The sequence below is a fragment of the Rhizobium anhuiense bv. trifolii genome, from assembly GCF_024346605.1.
In the GTDB taxonomy this organism is placed as follows: Bacteria; Pseudomonadota; Alphaproteobacteria; order Rhizobiales; family Rhizobiaceae; genus Rhizobium; species Rhizobium anhuiense.
This window is the reverse complement of sequence record NZ_CP098801.1, coordinates 412773-431403: the sequence shown is the minus strand read 5'-3', so window position 1 is coordinate 431403 and position 18631 is coordinate 412773. Positions and strand designations below refer to the sequence as shown.

The window sequence follows — 18631 nt, the reverse complement described above, 5'->3', positions numbered from 1 at the left end:
CTATCGTTATCGGGCCCAGGGATTAATCACTTTCAACCCGGCAGCCTCGAACGGGCTTGTATCGCGAGTTGCGACCGCGAGGCCGTTCGCTGCTGCTGTAGCTGCAATGTAGCCATCAGACGTGCCGATAGTCCTCCCAGAGACTCGCGCGCGCACCATCAGTTCCGAGTAGAACTGCGAACTCGCCAGATTGAAGGACAGGATGCGCTCGGAAAAATGCGGCAACACTTCGCCCTCAAGTCGATCGTGAAGGATGGTTTGTCGCTTCCCTAGCGGCATGGCCGCAATCCCGAAGCGAAGTTCAGCAATCGTCATTACGGAAAGAAACAGCGTCTCGATGGCTTGGGCATCTAGCCAGGCGACCACTCGCTCATCGGGAGCCGGTTTCCACGGTTCGGATAAGACGTTGGTGTCCAACAAGATCATTCGAAGGGCATCGGTACAGCAGGAGTGTCATCGCGATTATTCTGAAGCGCTTCGACATCCAGATTGGAAAGCTCAGCTTCACGGCCAATAGCTGCCAGTAAGGAACCTAGCTTCACGCGTTCAGAGGGACGGACAGCGGCTTCGATAATGTCACGGATCTCGGCCTCGGTGCTGCGGCCATGATGTGCCGCTCGCACCCGCAGAGCACGATGTGTTTCGTCAGAAAGATTTCGAATGGTGACCGCCGGCACTGATATCACCTCCGTACGAACGATGACTTTGATATCAAAGTACGCAGAACGATGCCAGATTTCAAGGGATTTGAAATGGGCAAGAACGATATCGGTCCACGTCGATAGCGGATTGAAAGGGATCGAAGCCCGCTCCTCCAAGAGCTGCTTTCACACCTCCAGAATGCCCGCGATCCTGACCAGATCTGCAACTGACGATGCATGCATTTTCCGCATCATATGACCGCGGTGAAGCTTCACTGTGGCCTCAGCGAGTTGAACCTCTGCCGCAATTTGTTTGTTCAGTTTCCCGGCGACAACCAGTGTCATAATCTGCCGCTCACGGTCGGTAAGTTTGGAATACCTTTGGCGCAATGCAGCCGTTTGGCTTGCCTCTTCCCGGCGAGCGCTATCGCTTGCCAAGGCGCGGTTCACCGCTTCGAGCAGGTCCTGCTCCCGCACTGGCTTGGTAAGCACATCGATAGCTCCGGCCTTCATGGCGCGGACAGCCATCGCGACGTCCACATGAGCGCTGATCAGCACCACAGACCTTGGGCGCCCGCCTCTTGCGAGCGCCTCTTGGAACTCCAGGCCGCTCTGACCTGGCAAGCGGATATCCAGTACAATGCAGCCTGCACGATCAGGATCATCCACAGCAAGAAACTCGGCCACAGAGCAATGGGTTTCAGCCACAAGTCCGACAGACTCGAACAATCCTCTCAATGCTTCGCGGACACTTTGGTCGTCATCGATGATAATGACTGTCGGCCGGCCTCTTTTGCGATCATCTATCATGGACGCTCACGCCCTCTGCCAGAGGCAAGGTAAACGTGAACTGTCCCCCTCCCCCGATCTCCGCAGCCGTAGCCCAAATCCGGCCGCCATGCGCTTCGACGATGGAACGGCATATCGACAAGCCCATTCCGATGCCTTCGGCCTTCGTGCTGTAGAATGCTTCGAAAACGCGCTCCAACTGGTGAACAGCTACCCCGCGCCCCGTGTCCGAAACACTCATTTTCACAAGTTCCTCATCTATAGTACATCGGATGACGATGCGTCGTGCCTCGCAAGAAGCTGCCATCGCTTCCGCGCTATTCATGATCAAGTTTAGAACGACTTGCTGGAGTTGTGTCCGGTCTCCTACGACTTCAATAGGCACTTCCGCCATATCAAGAACAACGTCTATCCCGCGCCTTTGAAGTTCGCCAGTCAACAGATTCAGCACCTCACGCACGGCAGGTCGGAGGTCGGTTTGCTCAATTTTCGCAGGCAGCTTTTGTGCCATTGCCCGGATACTGGTGATAATGTCGCCGGCGCGATGCCCGTCCCTGACGATCCTTTCGGCTGCCAGCCGCGCTTGCTCCAGATCGGTGTGACCCGGCTGTAGCCATCGCAGACATGTGCCCGCATTCGTGACGATTGCCATCAGCGGCTGGTTGACTTCATGGGCAATTGAAACGGCAAGTTCACCTGTTGCCGTCATCCGGGTCACATGCGCGAGTTCGCTCTGGCTTTGTCGCAAGGACTCTTCCGCCCGTTTGCGATCCTCGATATCCACGACGACGCCGTACCATCTGACAACGTTTCCATCTGGATCCAGAAGGGGGCTTTGCCGTAGGTTGAACCACCGATATTCGCCATCGGCGCGTCTGATGCGGGCGTCTACCGGACGACTTTTTTTTGAAGCTACGATATCGTCCCAGGCCATACGCATCGGCTCGACATCATCAGGATGAAACATGCGATAAAAACCGAAGCCGACGATCTCTTCAAAAGGCAGGCCGACATAATCGATCAAGTTTCGATTAAAATATTCAAGCCGGCCATCCGAGGTACACGACCAAGCCATGGCGGGTATCGTGTTGATGATTAGATTGAGCTTGTGTTCACTTTCCCTGAGCGCAGCTTCGCTTTGTCGAAGAGCGTTCTCCGCATATTGCAGGTCTTCGATATCGATATTGACGCCGAACCAACGAACGACGCCGTTGGCGTCGACTAGCTTGCGTCCGGAGAAGTAAAACCAACGGTATTTGCCGTCTGCTCCGCGAATACGTCCTTTCAAAACAGTGTGGTCGGAATGCTCGAGGTCTCTCTTCCAGATGTCCACCATGCCGGGAATATCGTCTGGATGATAAAGGTCCAGGAAGCCCCAGCCGAGGATTTGGTCGGCAGGACGACCCGCATAGTCCAGCCAGCTTTTATTGACAAAATCGGCGCTGCCATCCGGTCGCGCTGACCATACGAGAACCGGCAGCGAATTGATGATGAGGCTGAGGTTCTCTTCGCTGGCCGCGAGCGCAGTCTTCGTTTCCTTCAATGCGTTTTCGGCCTGTTTGCGGTCCTCGATATCGAGGACCACACCGTACCATCTCAGGACATTTCCTTCTGCATCGAGCCGCGGCTTCTGGCGGAGCGTGCACCAACGATATTGGCCATCTGCGCGCCTCAGTCTGCCCACGACCTCCCTGGCATGCTTCGAGGCCATGATGTCATGCCATTCCGAAGCGAGATATGACGTGTCGTCAGGATGAAATAGCTTGTAGAATCCCACTCCGGAGATTTCCTCAAGCGGCGCCCCGATGAACTCGAGAAAATGCTGGTTGGCAAAATCGAGCATGCCTTCCGACGTTGCGGACCACACCATGGCGGGGATTAGATCAATAATGGGATCGGTTTCCGGCTCTCGTTCCACCGCACTCTCCGTTCAGAGTTTGAGACGTTCGCGAGCCTAGAAGTTCCGACTCATGTCAGGAAGTAGAGAAGGGTGGCCGATCGTCCGACGGAAATAGTTACGGGATTTCCAGGTGTTGCGTAAGGACAAATCGATATACGAAGGTCTATGGTTGCAATGCCACCGTCTAGTTGCAGGCGACCTAGATCGCAATTGAGAGCGATCAGAAACCCGCTTACTCCTACGCATAGAAGCCCTTGACGAATGGCGACGTCGGCTGATCCGTCGTTGCCCTCACTCAAACATCTACGTGCATTGGAATTCTGCATCACTGCCATTTCCTGACTGATGCAACAGCATTCGGTGACGTGGTTTATCGCGACCCGAACGGCCCAAAGCAGCCCTTACTCGAAACCAACTTTCGTTTCATCTCGACCTATGGGGAGACTATCATGCGTAGTTTGATCATGTGCCTGATGTTGGCGACCGCCAGCATGACCACGGCAACAATGGTAAGCGCACTTCCTGCGCACGCCACGGCGGAGCTTCGCGAAGCTCCGGTTCCCATCCACTACCGAACCGCAAAGATCGAGGGCCTCGATATCTTCTACCGGGAAGCTGGCCCGGCCGACGCTCCGGTCGTGCTGCTACTCCATGGGTTTCCGACGTCCTCCCACATGTTCCGGAATCTGATCCCGCTTCTGGCAGACCGATACCACGTCATCGCGCCGGACTATCCCGGTTATGGCCAAAGCGCGTCTCCCGACCGTGGTAAGTTTGCCTACACGTTTGGCGGCGTCGCCGATATCGTAGACAAGTTACTCGACCATTTGGCGGTCAAAAGCTACGCAATGTACGTCATGGATTATGGTGCACCGGTGGGTTACCGCCTGGCGCTGAAACATCCGGAACGGGTGAGTGCGCTGATCATCCAGAACGGCAACGCCTATGATGAAGGGCTGAAGGAATTCTGGGATCCCATCAAGACCTATTGGTCCGATGGGTCGGACAAGAGCCGCGGGGCGCTCTCCGGTCTGGTCACGCTCGAAACGACCAAGTTCCAGTATACCGATGGCATGGAAGACGTGTCGCGCATCAGCCCTGACAACTGGGTTCACGACCAGGCTCTTCTGGACCGACCTGGCAATAAGGATATCCAGCTCGACATGTTGTATGATTATCGCACCAACGTTCCGCTTTACCCCGCGTTCCAAAGTTTCTTTCGTGAGCGCAAGCCGCCCACGCTCATCGTCTGGGGCAAGAATGATTACATCTTTCCTGAGGCCGGCGCTCATCCTTATCTCAAGGATCTTCCGGATGCCGAACTTCATATCCTGAACTCAGGTCACTTCCTGCTCGAAGAAAAGTTGGACGTCGCTGCTCCGCTAATCAACGATTTCCTGGATCGCCGCGTCGCAAAGGAGTGACGATCAGGCATGGTTGCCGGCGGTGTGGCGAAGGTTTCCGTCAAGTCGAGGTCGCACCGCTGAAAAGCCGTTACCAAATTCCAGATTTTGGAGATCCCCATGCCATACCATTTTTTGGAAGTTGCAGTCACTCCGAATGTGCGGCTGGCACAAGCTGAAATGGGTGCCGACCAGATCTGGTTAGGCGACCACCATCGGGAATCCGACAGCTTCACCGACAGCGAACTGGCTTTCATCTCTGCACGGGACAGCTTCTACATTGCCTCTGTGTCGGAAACCGGTTGGCCCTATGTTCAGCATCGCGGTGGTCCAAAGGGCTTTCTGAAAATCGTCGACAGGAAAACACTGGCGTTCGCCGACTACAGGGGCAACCGCCAATATATCAGTACCGGAAACTTTGCCGCAAATGACCGGGCCTGTCTCTTTGTGGTGGATTACCCGCGACGAGCCCGCCTCAAGATCTACATGCATGTCGAGAAGCTGACACTCGATGCCGACCCGGCGCTGGCCGACCTGGTTTTCGACGCCGGCTACCGAGCAAAAGCAGAGCGGATTTTTCGACTGCGGCTGGAAGCCTTCGATTGGAACTGCCCTCAACATATCACACCGCGTTACACCGAAGAGGAGGTCGCGAAAGCGGTGGCAGCGTTGCGTGAACGCTTAGCCGAACTGGAGTCGGAGAATGCAGAATTGCATACGCGGCTCGAGGCCTTGCGAGGAAGATAATGAACGCCACAAGACCCAGTTGCAGGAGTTTTCACGAGCTTCTGCAACAGAAACGGCGTGCGGAGGACGGCTGGAACAACAGCAATCCCGAAAGGTCGCGCTGGCCTATGGCCACGACAGCCGGTGGCGCAACCGGTCCGAGCTTATAAACGGCGAGAGCACTCCCGGTCTCAGCGATTCGGTTTCTATGGGGAAAGAACGACATGACGCATACCACCCATCACCGCGTTGATATCGACGGTCGTGATGTATTTTATCGGCAGGCCGGAGAACCAGCCAAACCGGCCCTGTTACTGCTGCACGGGTTTCCGTCATCGAGCCACATGTTTCGCGATCTTATTCCACTGCTTGCGGACCGATTTCACCTCATCGCACCCGACATTACAGGGTTTGGCCAGTCGCAAGCGCCTGCGCGCACAAATTTTGCCTACACGTACGACAATCGTGCCCGCATCATCCAGAGGTTCATTGAGGTGCTGGGCATCGGGCGGTTTGCTCTTTACGCCTTCAAGGCGAAGGTGCCAGGGGAAGCGTGAGCGCCGTCGCAGCCGATGTCGCAACCGCTGAAGGGTGTGACGCTCTCGTCGCCAAGGTTCCTCATGTCGATATCCTGATCAACAATGCGGGCATCTTCCAGCCGCTCGACTTCTTCGATGCGGACGACGAGGTCTGGGATCGCCATTGGCAGGTAAACGTCATGTCAGCCGTCAGGCTTTCTCGTGCCTATCTTCCGGGCATGCAGAAGCTCGACTGGGGCCGCGTTATCTTCATCGCGTCGGAATCCGGCTTTAACATACCGGTGGAGATGATTCATTACGGCGTCAGCAAGACCGCGGACATCGCGGTTGCCCGTGGGCTTGCCAAGCGCATGGCTGGTACGGGCGTTACTGTGAACTCGGTTCTTCCCGGACCGACACTGTCCGAAGGCGTCGAGGCGATGCTTGCCGAAGAGCATGCGAAGACGGGCAAGCCGATCGAGGAGGTCGCGGCGGACTTCGTCAAGAAGCATCGTGGCGGTTCGATTATCCAACGAGCTGCAAGCGTCGAGGAAATTGCCAACCTGGTAACCTATCTGGCGTCGCCTTTGGCATCCGCGACGACAGGAGCTTCCATGCGCGTGGACGGAGGGCTGATCGACACGCTCTGAGCTGATCCCTCACCTGACCTGCCGTTGTTCGTAGGGCGGAGCCTTCCGATCGCCTTCTTATTGCGGCCGCCGGCACGCGTGTGCGGTATGAAGGAGGCATGAATCAGACAGGCTGCTTTGCAACACCAATTCGCTAAAGAGCAGACCTTCAGCCGGCCTTGAAACTGCATGCTGCACCTTGCGAGCCCGATCAACCGCTGCCAGGCAAGGGCAAATTCACAATGCGTTACAGTGGGTTAGACCTTGGTCTGATCCACCCCGGACTGAGGTCGTAGCCTTGGAACAGCCGGCACTCCCCTTCGTTTGCCAGACAGCCGCCGGTCAAACTGACCCAAGGCAAAACACAAACATTCGGAGGAAATCACATGATCAAGCTCACCCACATTGCGTTCGCTGCAGCCTTGCTGGCAAGCACGACGGCGACGGCATTCGCGCAGTCATCCAGCACCGTCGGCACGGGCGGATCGTCGGCGGGCGGCGGAACTTCGAGCAGCACCGTTGGTACTGGTGGAAGTTCCGCCGGCGGTGGCGACTGCCCTGCCGGAACTAAAAACTGCGGTTCCGGTTCCGCCTCGACCATCGGCACAGGTGGATCGTCGGCAGGCGGCGGCAAGTCCAGCAGCACCGTGGGCACCGGTGGTTCTGCTGCAGGCTCCGGTTCCGGCTCGGGTTCGGCATCGACACTCGGCACAGGCGGTTCCTCTGCGGGCGGCGGCACGTCGAGCAGTTCTGTCGGGACCGGTGGGTCGGCCGCAGGGTCAGGTGACGCCAATTCGGCCTCTTCAGTCGGCACGGGAGCATCGTCGACTGACGGCGATAAAACCGGCAGCACCGTCGGCACCGGCGCAAGCCAAGCCGGTTCATCCCATGAGAACAATGGGAAGAAGGGCTGCGCTCCGGGCCAGATGAAGAAGAATGGCTCCAGTCATTCATGCTGAGGCATCCGGCCGGCGCCACAAGGCGTCGGCCCTTTCACGGAGAAAGCAAATGATCAACACAGTCAAAGGCATCATCTATGGAGCCGCGATCTTGGTAGCCGGTCAGGCTGCCTCGGAAGATATCAAACTGGACGACGGGACAACCTGCACGGTGGTCGAAGGCCGGACCTCATCGGGCAATATGTCTACGACCGTCACCGCCGGAAACGGCAAGGTGTCTTCTTCGAGTGCGACCGGCGCCGGCTCGTCGACTGCGGCATCCTCGTCGTCAGCTAGCTCGGCAGGCGCGGGCAGCGTCGACAGCTACTCGACGGCAAGTGTCACGCGGCCCGACGGAACCGTCATCACCAAGCGCTCGGACGGCACCTGCTCTGTCACGAAACCCAATAAATAGGAGACCAGACATGAAGATCATGAGTTTGATCGGCGCGGCCAGTATCGCAGTTTTGTCCACCACGGCCGGCGTCTCGGCACAGGACTGCAACGCGGCTGGAACTGTCGGAACGGGCGGAAGTGCGGCGGCTGGCGCAACGTCTGCGAGTTCCGTCGGGACGGCGGGCGTGTGTCAGACCGACGAAGGGACGACCTCCTCCGTCGGCTCAGGCGGGAGCGCTGCAACCACTAACGGCAAGGCCATGAGCAAGACCCATGTCAACGACAACGGCGACAAGCTCAGGTCTCAGACGAAGGCCCAGGCCGTGGACAAAGGCACCTTTAGCAAGTCGCGGACGAAGACGAGCACGGATGGCGACAGTCTCCAGAGCACGACCCGCACGATGTCGCACGAGCCCGGCCAGAAGCCCGTCAAGAACACGACCGAACAGAAAATCATCCTGCCGCAGCAGTAATGGTGGCCGAGATTGCGCCGTCCGGCGCATTCATCGAGGGTCGATGACAACAACTTGGGAAAGGAAAATCAGATGAACAACCTGATCTGGCTCGTAGGCGCCGTTGTGATCGTACTGGCTATATTGAGCTTCTTCGGCTTCCGCTGAGCTCCAGCCTAAACCAGCCGCGTCTCAAGACCGAAATCGTAACTGGCTGATCGCGGTGAATGGTGGATGTGTATTTCAACCTTCACCGCCTAGGCAAGTTGCTCGGGCACGAGACCGCCAGTCAACAATACGCTTCGGGGAGTGCAAGTCGACAAACAGGTTCGAGCTCGATCCGGAATTCGCCTTGAGAGACGAGCAATCTGTTCGTGGCTGTTCGGGGCGAAATATGCGATGGTTATTTAGAAATGTCAGGCGACTATCGGCCGGCATGCACCGGAGTTCATCGCCATTCCTCTGCATCGGTACGCAGGATCGGAAAGGCGGATGTCAGCCGGCGCGGGGATCCATCTGCTTCATCGAGATTCTAGACGAGCGCACGCTGGCGATACCCCGACCGCCCGGGCAGCAACCGTCTCGTTTACGTAAGTCTGCGCACCTGGTGCTGGCAGCTAGGCCTGCCTCAGCCAGTTGGGCGCCGCCTTGCTGTATACCCCACTACATGCAGCCGCAACGCATGCGGCAATGCCGCCGAAGTAAAAGCGCCGACCGGTTATCCCCGGCCCGTAATGGGCATATTTGCCCGAGTTCGTCAGTATGGTTTTCGCAAAGGTGGGAATAATCGGATCAGTGATCATGCACCAGCATGTGTCCGTCACGAACTCCACCCCGAAGCGTTGAAGGGCCGCTATCAGCCCGGCTTCGTTGGCCTTATCGTGCGTTGCGCGTCCGCAGGTAACCACAATCGCCACATCCACATGCTTCTTTCGACCGCTGCACAGAGACGCGAGCCTCTCGATTTCGCTGATCGAGAAATGCGGATTGCCGAGCGAGACGAGATCGACGCGCTCATCGTCGGCGCTGTTGAGTTCCTCCCAACTCGACGCGAGTTCCTCGAGCCGAAGATCGATCGAAGGGATGCTGATGCCTGAGGGGACAACGGCATCCAGCGTCTTTGCCTCGGGCGTCACCCCCACGATGTGAAACATCGGTGCACTGGAAACGGTCGCAAATGCGGCGCCGAAGGCCTTGAGATCGTCATTGGTTGGACCGGCCTGATCAAGACCGGAGACGACAGGGATAAGGTTCGATGCCAGCGCACCAATGTGATAACCGAGCAGCGGATAGAAGCTATCGTCGATGTTTTCGATATTAGCGACACTGACAAGCAGCCCGGCTTTCCGATTGCTGTCGATATGTGGGCCTGCCAGAGGCGCGCGGCCGGTTAGTGCGATGCAAATGTCGAGAAAGTCCGGATATTTCATTGTCCGCGCACCAAGAACGCTGTTGGCGTAGATGACGGCATTCGATTCTGCCCAGGCCACCTGCTCGCCGATCTTGGGAGCCGTCTCGAGCAGATAAGGCGCGCAGGTGAAGGTCGGCCGCGCACCCATTTCGACATAGACGTCACCCAACTGACTGGCCGGCTCGCCCAGGACGGGATCAATACCTTGCGAGCGCCAGCGTCGATGATCGACCGAAATCGAGTTGAGCGTTGTCGGCACCACAACGCGCCCGCCCAGATCCCGCAGTTTTTCGGCAAACGAAAGCGAGCCCGGTCCGCTGTAGATGCAGCCGTCGACGTGGACTTGTGAGACATCCATCAATTGTGTGGCGCCCTGCAGTTTCGCCATTCGCAGGATGATGCGGATCGCCGATTGTGCAGCCTTGCCGTGAGCACCAGCCAGATAAGCTCTATCCCGCTCCGACAATGCGACTTCACCGAAAAGAGGGGCAGAGTCTTTGCTATGCGACGGAATGGCGTCCATTGCCAGCCCGTCGGTGGAACAGGCAACAACGTTTCCGTCGATCTCGACAAATGCCGAACTCACCACCTTGCGAAAATTCTCGGGCGCGAGCGTTACAACGGGAATAGATTGACCGAATACCTCCTCGGCGATCACGACACCGAGCGTGAGGATATCCTCCTCTCGCTCGAACAACATCGCTTTGGGACCATTGCCATTGAGCAGCAGTTCCAACATCACGCCGCTGCCAGAGCAGGACCCCCTGCCCCCCGGGATCGCGAGGATATGGTCTTTGAGACCGCGGCCGCTCAAGGGGTGATGCCGATCGATCACCTCGCCGGTCCAGGGATCGACCCCGCCCCAGAAACTCAGTTCCAGATCGCTTGCAACAACATTGCCCGAAGCCTTGCCGTGCACGTAAGCCGTCCCTGCGAAAATCAGTCCGTCAACAAGGTTGACCATCCGTGAGCCTTTCAAGGTGGTGGCTGTGCAAGCAGTTTTGAGTCGTTCGAATCTGGGGCTAGCTTGATCGCGCCGGCGGCAATCGAGACGGGCGCCCCGCTCTCTACCGGATTAAGGCGGCCTTCGCAAAACGCAGAATATGCCTGAGTATGCTCCGGGTGGCCATCTGTTGCCGGCCCGCCCCGGCTGTTCCAGTTGGTGCAGAAAGTGACAGGGCGATCTTGGGATTTCCGCGACGCTTTACGCATAGCGCTGACGCGCCAGCCAGACCGTGCGCCCGCCACAATCTGGGTCTTCCGCAACATGGGCAACAACGTCAAAGCCATTCCGGTCGAGCAGCATGCGGTATTCGTCGGGATCGAGGCTGGCATGATAGAGAGGTTCCCCCTCCAGCGTGCCGATAACTTCGCCGAAGGCGGGGCCACTCGTGAACAGCAATGGTGCTTCCGGTTCAGCATGGTCGCGGAAGATGGAGAACATCATGCGCTGATCGGAAGGAGCAAGGTGAAACAGGCTGTCCCAAGCGATCAGCCCGCCATATCTCCGATCCAGTTTCAGCGAGCGCATATCCCCCACTTGCGCTGTCTCGCCGGGAAGATTGGTCCGGAATATGGAGATCATTTCTGGCGAACTGTCCACGCCTGTAATCAGATGACCTCCGCCAGCAAGGTACCGAGCGATTGGGTCACCTGAGCCACAACCAATATCGAGCACCGCCGCCATTCGTGGCAGCATCTCTGCAAACCGGTCGATCCATGCACGCTCCAACAGTGCCGTGCCGCGCGCCGCTGTCCACGCATCAGCATGGCGACGATAGAGGTCGATAATGCGGCCGGCTGCGTCGCTCACGGTCTTCCTGTCGATTTCCTATCTCCAGTGCAACAATGTGTTCCCGACAGGCGATGCTCTATCATATGCGCCGGTTCGGCGACAGCTATTGGCAGCTCGACCGCGCCGTCCTCCGATGAGACATTCGACAGCCTCCTCTCCTGGATCCAGGGCGCACGCCTGCCGCGGTCAGTTGCGAGTTTCTATATCCTTCGCCGGATCGAGCAGTCGACCGGGCGAGTGATCACGAAGAATGTCTGGCAAACCGCGTGCTCCGTCGCATCCGCTCAGAAACAAGTTCTGATCTCCGGCCATGTGAGGTATTCATCACAGATCTAAAAGCGCTCGTCTGCTTCGAAGCGTCAATCCCCGGAGTTGCATCATGAAAATTGCGCCGCAACAGCGGATCTATGTCTGCTTCTTTCTCTTCGCCGTGTCGCTGGGGGCGCTGCTGTCGAGGATGCCGGATTTGCAGGATGCGCTTGGCGTCGATAAGTCCGAGCTCGGGTTGACGTTGATAGGGGCTGCGATCGGCGCCTTGATTTCGTTGACTTTGTCTTCGCCCTTGATCGCCCGGCTCGGCGCGCGGACGACGGCGTTCATTACAGTTCTCGGCACATCTGCGCTGCTGTCGCTGGTGCCATGGATCGGCGCTGCGCCGGCCGTGTTCTGTTTGCTTTTCGTCGAAGGGCTGCTCGCCGGGGCGCTGGAGATCAATCTCAATGTCGAGATCGACCGCATCGAAGCGCAGCTGGGACGCGGCGTGATGAACAGAGCCCATGGCTTCTGGAGCCTCGGCTTCTTCGTCACGGCGCTTGTCTCTTCGGTCGTCCGCCAAGCCGGTATTTCGATGCAGCTACATCTCGCCGTGACCTTTGTCGCGGTCCTCGTCATCGGCATCTGGGCGATCGCCGGCATGCGCAATGCGCCAGCGCGGATTACGGAGGACGAGGGCAAGGCGCCGCCGGTAGCGCTTCCTACCTGGGGACTAATGCCGCTCTGTGTCATCGGCATCGCCGCCTTCCTCGTCGAAGGTGCCGGGATCGACTGGTCGGCGATCTATATGCGCGACGTGTTTTCAGTCGAGCCCTTCATCGGCGGACTGGGATTGACACTCTTTACCTTTTGCATGGCGCTGGCGCGCCTGTTCGTTGATCCGCTGGTCGATCGGTTTGGTGCGCGCGCCGTCGCCACGATGCTGCTTGTTCTTTCGGCGATTGGCATCTGCGCCGTCGGGGGCGCACCGCATTCCTATGTCGCACTGGCGGGCTTCGCCTTGATGGGCGCCGGCTGCAGCGCGGTCTACCCCCTCGCCGTCTCGGCGGCCGCCCAGCGTACCGATCGCGCGGCATATCTCAACGTCGCCGCTCTCGGCCAGATGACCTTCGTCGTCTTCTTCCTGGCGCCGCCTCTGCTCGGTTTAATTGCCGAACATGCAGGCATCAGGACATCCTATCTCGCCTGCCTTCCGCTGATCATCTACGCGCTCTTTTCGGTCAAGGCGCTTGGCGCGCGCCGGACTGCCGATGGCGGTAGCGTTGTCGTGCGGATCGAGCGAAAGCGCGCAGATCAGCCCGCGGAACAAGTGGATCGATGCCAATCGGCATCCGGCATGTCCCCGAAATGACCGACGCGAAGCCAATGTTCGCCGAGACGATTTCAGTTTGCCCGTGGCGTGCTCACCAGAACCGCCGCCGCATGGTTCGCGGCCTCGATTGCGGCACGAATTCCACTTCCACGCGCGAGTTCTGAGGCGAGAACGCCGGTGAATTCGTCGCCGGCACCATGGGTGCTCACCAGTTCCACCTTGATCGCCTCGATCGAGAACGCATCACCTTCCCGGGTCGCGCAGGCGACACCATCGCCGCCCGCCGTCACGACCACGACGGGGAATTTCGCCGCGAGCAGTTTCGCGGCATTCGCGGCACCCTCGAGTGTGTCGACAACTGGAAGCTCGGCCAACTGCTCGGCCTCGATAGCGTTGACCACCAGGACATCGACCAGTTGCTGCAAATCAGCGGAGAGAGGTCGCGCGGGCGCGGCGTTGAGAATCACTGTTCCGCCCGCGACCTTCATGGCCTTGGCCGCCGAGACGTTGGCGTGATCAGGCACCTCATTCTGCAGGACCAGCAGCGCTCCGTCGACGAACGCCTTCGAAGCTGCATCCACATCCACTTGTCCCAACATCAGATTGCTACCGGAAACGATGACCGCGCCGTAGTCGCCTTCACTGTCGAAGATTGCGACGCTCATGCCGCTACCGACCCCGGTCACTTTCTTGACGAAGCGATGATCGACCTTGCTGCGGGCCAGGTTGTCGGTGAGGGCATGGCCGAAATCGTCGTCCGCGACCGCACCAATCATCGACGTCGGTATCCCTGTCTTCGCTGCCGAGACTGCCTGATTGCCACCCTTGCCGCCGCATTTCGGGTGCCAGTGATCCCCCGTCACGGTTTCACCCTTCCGAGGACGTGCCGGGCCGTGCACCATGATGTCATAGTGCAGGCTGCCGAAGACGACGACGGAGGGTGATGCGGAACTCATGGAAGCCTGTCCTTGCGTTTGGATGCGACGGCGGACATCGTCTTCTCGAGATTTTTCTCCGCCGTCTGATAGTTTCGCTGCGCGACGGCCATGAAGAGCGCGTCGAGGATGTTGAGCTGGGCAATCCGGGCTGCGGCGTTCTCGCCCATCAGAGGCGATCCTTGCGCGGTGGAACACAGAACGATGTCGGCGATCTGCGCAAGCGGCGATCCACCGTAATTCGTGACGGCGATCGTTCGCGCCCCCGACTTCCGCGCGAGCTGGATGGCGTCGATGACAGCGGTCGTGTTCCCGGAATGGGAGAAACCGATCGCGATGTCGTCGGCTCCGAGCAGCGACGCCGACATCAGCATCATGTGCGAATCGTCCTGGACATTGGCCCGCACGCCGATTCTCAGGAACTTGTGCGCCACGTCCCTGGCAATCTGTGCCGAACCACCAACCCCGTAGAAATCACGTTGCCCCGCCTTGGCGAGTATATCGGCGGCGCGGTCGAAACCGTCGACATCCAGGATCGCGAGAGTCTCCTCCAGCGCATTTATCGACGTCCGGAAGACCTTCTGAATGATCTCCCTCGAACTGTCATCGGCTGACAATTCCTGATGCATTTCAGCGGTAGGAAGCCTGTTGTAATTCGACACTGCAGTGCGGAAATCACGATAGCCGCTGAAGCCGAGCTTCTTGGTGATCTTGACCACCATGGCCTCGGACACTCCCGCTTCCGCCGCCAGATCCTTGAGAGCGGTGTCCTCGGAAAAATCCCTCAATCCGAACACCGTCTCCACGACACGCGCCTCCAAAGGGGTGAGCTGCGGCATCATCATGCGGATGCGCGGGCCTACCGCCTTGGGATCATTTGCAGAATTCATCCTCTACCCCTTGTGACGCGATCGATCATCATGGCGACCAGGATAATAAGACCAGTGGCCAGAAGTTGGTAGAAGGCCTGGACATTCATCAGCGTCAATCCATTGCGCATTGCGCCGAGGATGATCGCACCGAGGATCGTGCCGATGACGCTGCCCTTGCCGCCCATCAGAGAGGCCCCACCAATTGCGGCGGCCGCGATCGCGTCGAGTTCCCAGAGATTGCCGAGGATCGGTTCGGCGGCACCCAAGCGGCCGACCAGGATCATCGAGGCCAGGGCAGCGAGGACCCCCGAAATCACATAGGCGGTGATCTTGGCGATGGCGATCGGTACGCCGGCGACATAGGCCGCTTCTTCATTGCCGCCGACAGCGAGCAGGTATTCGCCAAGCGGTGTCTTCTTGAGCAGCACCCAGGCGAGCAGGGCGACGACGGCGACCATGATGACCGGAATGGGAAGGCCGAGCAGGGAGCCGTTGAACAGCGACCGGAAGCCCGCGGGCACACCGAGAACCGGGTTGCCGCCCGTGTAGATCAGCGCAATGGCGCGATAGGTGCTGAGCGTGCCGAGCGTGACGATGAAGGGCTGAAGGCCCGCATGGGCCACGAGTACGCCGTTGACGAGACCGCAGATAGCACCGATCGCAAGGCCGGCCAGGATGGCGAGCGGAACGGGAACGCCGGCGACAAGCATCGTGGCCGTAATCACGGCAGAGATCGCGGCCGTCGGGCCGACCGAGAGGTCGATGCCACCGGAGATGATGACGAGCGTCATGCCGAGTGCCAGGCAGGCGTTGATACTCGACTGCTGAAGGATGTTGAGCAGGTTTCTTTGCGAAAGAAAGTCGGGTGCCAACAATCCGAAGATGACGACGATGGCGATCAATCCAATGAGGGTGCCCGCATCGCGTACCGAGAACGATCCGAACTGTTTGGAAGTGGGCGCCCCGGCATTCTGGGTCGTGTCAGACATGGATATGTTCCTGTAGGTCATGCCGCACCACGGCGGTTGTCGGCCTTCCCAACGGCGTGGGAAACGATGGTTTCTTCGGAGAGGTCTTCGCGGCCGAGTTCAGCCACAACAGCGCCGTCGCGCATGACGAGGACGCGGTCGGACACCCGCATCACCTCGGGAAGCTCGGAGGAGACGACGATAATCGAATGTCCCTCGCGAGCGAGGTCTTCGATCAGCTGATAGATTTCGGATTTCGCGCCGACATCGATGCCGCGCGTCGGCTCGTCGAACAGCAGGATGCGCGATCCGGCCGCCAGCCAGCGTGCGATGATCGCCTTCTGCTGGTTACCGCCGGAAAACAGTCTGATCTGCCGGTCGAGCTGGAAGGGTCGCAGGTTGACGCGCTTGAGCAGGTCTTCCGCCGTCCGCTTGAGTTTCCGATGGTTGATGATCCCGGCTTTCGAGAAGCGGTTCATCGAGGGCAGCGCCATGTTCATGCTGACGGACCGGCCTGGAATGATGCCTTCGCGTTTGCGCTCCTCGGGTAGCAGCCCGATGCCGGCAGCGATCGCCGCACGCGGATTGGACAGCGTCAACGCCTTTCCATCGACGTTGACCGTGCCGGAGATAAGCTTGTCCGCGCCGGAAAGTGCGCGCAGGAGTTCGGTGCGGCCCGAGCCGACGAGCCCTGCGACGCCGAGGACTTCACCCTTGTGAAGGTCGAACGAGACGTCGCGGATACGGTGCGTCGAAAGATTGCGGACCTCGACACTCACGGTATCTGTGGTGTGGGAATGATGCTCTTCAGTCAGCAGCTCGCGGCCAACCATCATCGCGATGACGTCGTCGGGTGAGGTCGTTTTCAGATCGATGCCGACGCCCACGACCTTGCCGTCGCGCATCACCGTAGCGCGCTGGCAGACCCGGAAGACCTCGTCCATCTTGTGGGATACGTAAATGATCGAGACGCCGCTCGCTGCCAACCGCTCGATAATCTCGGCGAGCCTCTCGAATTCGCTCGGCGTCAGGCTCGACGTGGGTTCATCCATGGCGATGATCTTCGCCTTGTCGAGAAGCGCTCTGGCGATCTCGACGACCTGCCGCTGGGCGACCTTCAACGTCGAGATGGGAACCGCCGGATCGATGGACGGATCGATCATCGCAAGCGCCTCGGCCGCGCGCCGTTCCTGCTCACGGCGATTGACGATCATGCCGCCGAAACGGGTCAGGGAATGGCCGAGGAACATGTTCTGGGCAACGCTGAGATGCGGCACTTGCTGAAGTTCCTGGTGGATCATGGCGATCCCTGCCTGGCGAGCGCTGTCGGGCTTGCGGAAGTGGTGCACCGTGCCGTCGACTTTGACTTCGCCTTCCGTTGCACGGAAGACACCGGACAGAATGCGCAGCAGGGTGGACTTGCCTGCGCCATTCTCGCCGAGCAGCGCGTGGATTTCACCCGGGGCGACGCTGAACGAAACGTCGGACAATGCCTTGACGCCCGGGAAAACCTTGGAGATGCCTTCGAAAGCCAGTCTGGGAGGTGCCATGACAGTCCAACCTTTGAGGTGCGGACGGCCGGCTGGGCCGGCCATCCTGCCTTGGGAGGCGTTTACTTTCCTGCGGCCTTCATCAGCACCGAGCGAACGTCGCCGCCCTGGTAGTCCTTGATGTTGTCCTTGGTGATCAGGGCCTGCGGGGTTGCGACCACGCGCGGCAGCTTCTGACCGGAGACGAGCCGCAACGCGACTTCCATCGCCACCTCGCCCGTCAGGACCGGGAAGCTGTCTACGGTGCCCGTGAGTTCGCCGGCTTCGATCGACTTGTAGGCATCGGAAATGCCGTCGGTACCGAAGACGACGACCTTGTCCTGCAGGCCGGCGGCCTTCACCGCCTCGACAACACCAAGCGCCATGCCGTCATTGTTGCAGTAGAAGCCGACGAGATCAGGATGCTGCTGGAGAATGTTGGTTGCGGCGTCATAGGACATCTGGCGATCCCAGTTGCCCGGAACGCTGGCGATCACCGTGAACTTGCCGCCCTGTTCGATCGTGCTCTTAAAGCCATCGGTGCGCTGCACGGCAGCATAGACACCGGCCTGGCCCTCGATGATCGCGACCTTGCCGCCATTGGCGCGGTTTTCCATGAACCACTTGGCGACCCGAACGCCGTTGTCACGCTGGACGTTGCCGACATAGTGCTCGGCCTGCGGGATCACCGCATCGTTGACGTTGACGACCGGTACGTTGGCGGCTTTCGCCTGTTCGATGACCGGCTGCAGGTTGGCATCGGTCTGCGGCGAGACCAGCAACACCTTATAGCCCTGAGTGACCATGCCCTCGGCGATCGTCAACTGGCCGAGCTGGTCGCCCTCGCTTTGCGCCGCCTGATAGGCGACGGTCACGCCGACCTTGTCGGCGAACTTCTGATAGCCTTCGCCGAGCGAGCGCCAATATTCATTGGTGAGCGTCTTGGAGACGCCGCCGACCTTGAGGCCTTCGGGCAGCTTCGGCAGCGCACCGAGTTTAGCGTCGAGATCGGACCAGTCCATGCGGTCCGCTTCTGAATCCGAATTGAGCGGCTTCAGTTCCTGCGCTGACGCGATGCCAGCGCAAAGGGTTGCGGCGAGAGCCGCAGCAAGAATTGTCTTCATGTTTTCCTCCCGGAAAGTTG

The 18631-nt window shown here is 59.2% G+C and carries 18 protein-coding genes and 3 pseudogenes; 10 read left to right on the top strand and 11 right to left on the bottom strand.

The genetic code is table 11. The features are described 5' to 3' along the window. Positions 1 to 6: 6 nt before the first annotated feature. The 4 genes from NE851_RS02145 to NE851_RS02130 all read right to left on the bottom strand — a co-directional run bounded on the left by NE851_RS02145 (position 7) and on the right by NE851_RS02130 (position 3348). Positions 7 to 426: a type II toxin-antitoxin system VapC family toxin gene (locus NE851_RS02145; protein ID WP_097544206.1), complete on the bottom strand. Its 420-nt coding sequence runs from the start codon at positions 424 to 426 to the stop codon at positions 7 to 9. Beyond that, entirely contained in the window at positions 423 to 677 is a 255-nt protein-coding gene (locus NE851_RS02140) for a FitA-like ribbon-helix-helix domain-containing protein (RefSeq protein ID WP_097544240.1), read from the bottom strand. Before NE851_RS02140 ends, NE851_RS02145 begins: the two co-directional genes overlap by 4 nt. A 150-nt stretch (positions 678 to 827) precedes the next feature. Continuing rightward, the gene (locus NE851_RS02135; protein ID WP_028757555.1) at positions 828 to 1451 is read right to left on the bottom strand and encodes a response regulator transcription factor; all 624 of its coding nucleotides are present in this window, start codon (positions 1449 to 1451) and stop codon (positions 828 to 830) included. Further along, complete coding sequence (locus NE851_RS02130; protein ID WP_097544205.1) at positions 1441 to 3348, bottom strand: PAS domain-containing sensor histidine kinase; 1908 nt, start codon at positions 3346 to 3348, stop codon at positions 1441 to 1443. Before NE851_RS02130 ends, NE851_RS02135 begins: the two co-directional genes overlap by 11 nt. Positions 3349 to 3779: 431 nt before the next feature. Between NE851_RS02130 and NE851_RS02125 the strand changes: the two genes are divergently transcribed. From NE851_RS02125 to NE851_RS35420, 9 genes and pseudogenes are all read left to right on the top strand, one after another. After that, a complete protein-coding gene (locus NE851_RS02125; protein ID WP_097544204.1) occupies positions 3780 to 4754 on the top strand; it encodes an alpha/beta fold hydrolase in 975 nt (324 codons plus the stop codon). 99 nt (positions 4755 to 4853) lie between these two features. Beyond that, complete coding sequence (locus tag NE851_RS02120; RefSeq protein WP_028757558.1) at positions 4854 to 5480, top strand: pyridoxamine 5'-phosphate oxidase family protein; 627 nt, start codon at positions 4854 to 4856, stop codon at positions 5478 to 5480. Next, positions 5437 to 5712 carry a DUF1348 family protein gene (locus NE851_RS35240; RefSeq protein ID WP_244653192.1) on the top strand — a complete coding sequence of 92 codons (276 nt, stop codon included), beginning with the start codon at positions 5437 to 5439 and terminating at the stop codon, positions 5710 to 5712. Before NE851_RS02120 ends, NE851_RS35240 begins: the two co-directional genes overlap by 44 nt. After that, positions 5684 to 6004, top strand: a pseudogene (locus NE851_RS02115) (alpha/beta fold hydrolase); the annotation flags it as partial. The gene NE851_RS35240 and the pseudogene NE851_RS02115, both read left to right, overlap by 29 nt. Continuing rightward, positions 5983 to 6627 (top strand): annotated as a pseudogene (locus NE851_RS02110) (SDR family NAD(P)-dependent oxidoreductase); the annotation flags it as partial. The pseudogenes NE851_RS02115 and NE851_RS02110, both read left to right, overlap by 22 nt. A gap of 365 nt (positions 6628 to 6992) precedes the next feature. After that, on the top strand, positions 6993 to 7565 hold the full coding sequence (locus tag NE851_RS02105; protein ID WP_097544201.1) for a hypothetical protein: 573 nt from the start codon (positions 6993 to 6995) through the stop codon (positions 7563 to 7565). Between the two features lie 49 nt (positions 7566 to 7614). Beyond that, positions 7615 to 7959 (top strand): hypothetical protein, encoded by a 345-nt coding sequence (locus NE851_RS02100; protein WP_028827743.1) that lies wholly within the window; start codon positions 7615 to 7617, stop codon positions 7957 to 7959. 10 nt (positions 7960 to 7969) lie between these two features. Next, positions 7970 to 8413: a hypothetical protein gene (locus NE851_RS02095; protein WP_028757460.1), complete on the top strand. Its 444-nt coding sequence runs from the start codon at positions 7970 to 7972 to the stop codon at positions 8411 to 8413. Positions 8414 to 8687: 274 nt separating this feature from the next. Further along, positions 8688 to 8976 (top strand): annotated as a pseudogene (locus tag NE851_RS35420) (PNPOx family protein); the annotation flags it as partial. Between the two features lie 33 nt (positions 8977 to 9009). On the opposite strand, the gene lhpI reads toward NE851_RS35420, so the two are convergent. Further along, entirely contained in the window at positions 9010 to 10767 is a 1758-nt protein-coding gene (gene lhpI / locus NE851_RS02090; protein WP_097623376.1) for a cis-3-hydroxy-L-proline dehydratase, read from the bottom strand. A gap of 240 nt (positions 10768 to 11007) precedes the next feature. Beyond that, entirely contained in the window at positions 11008 to 11616 is a 609-nt protein-coding gene (locus tag NE851_RS02085) for a class I SAM-dependent DNA methyltransferase (protein WP_097623375.1), read from the bottom strand. A gap of 361 nt (positions 11617 to 11977) precedes the next feature. Between NE851_RS02085 and NE851_RS02080 the strand changes: the two genes are divergently transcribed. Then, positions 11978 to 13222 (top strand): MFS transporter, encoded by a 1245-nt coding sequence (locus tag NE851_RS02080; RefSeq protein ID WP_245445215.1) that lies wholly within the window; start codon positions 11978 to 11980, stop codon positions 13220 to 13222. A gap of 32 nt (positions 13223 to 13254) precedes the next feature. Here NE851_RS02080 and NE851_RS02075 read toward each other — a convergent pair whose 3' ends face one another. From NE851_RS02075 to NE851_RS02055, 5 genes are all read right to left on the bottom strand, one after another. Beyond that, on the bottom strand, positions 13255 to 14139 hold the full coding sequence (locus NE851_RS02075; RefSeq protein WP_097623374.1) for a ribokinase: 885 nt from the start codon (positions 14137 to 14139) through the stop codon (positions 13255 to 13257). Further along, entirely contained in the window at positions 14136 to 15008 is an 873-nt protein-coding gene (locus NE851_RS02070; protein WP_028757177.1) for a MurR/RpiR family transcriptional regulator, read from the bottom strand. Before NE851_RS02070 ends, NE851_RS02075 begins: the two co-directional genes overlap by 4 nt. Further along, a complete protein-coding gene (locus tag NE851_RS02065; protein ID WP_097623373.1) occupies positions 15005 to 15979 on the bottom strand; it encodes an ABC transporter permease in 975 nt (324 codons plus the stop codon). The genes NE851_RS02070 and NE851_RS02065 overlap by 4 nt, the downstream gene beginning before the upstream one ends. A gap of 17 nt (positions 15980 to 15996) precedes the next feature. After that, a complete protein-coding gene (locus tag NE851_RS02060) occupies positions 15997 to 17508 on the bottom strand; it encodes a sugar ABC transporter ATP-binding protein (RefSeq protein WP_097623398.1) in 1512 nt (503 codons plus the stop codon). Between the two features lie 62 nt (positions 17509 to 17570). Beyond that, a complete protein-coding gene (locus NE851_RS02055) occupies positions 17571 to 18611 on the bottom strand; it encodes a sugar ABC transporter substrate-binding protein (protein WP_028757180.1) in 1041 nt (346 codons plus the stop codon). Positions 18612 to 18631 lie beyond the last annotated feature (20 nt).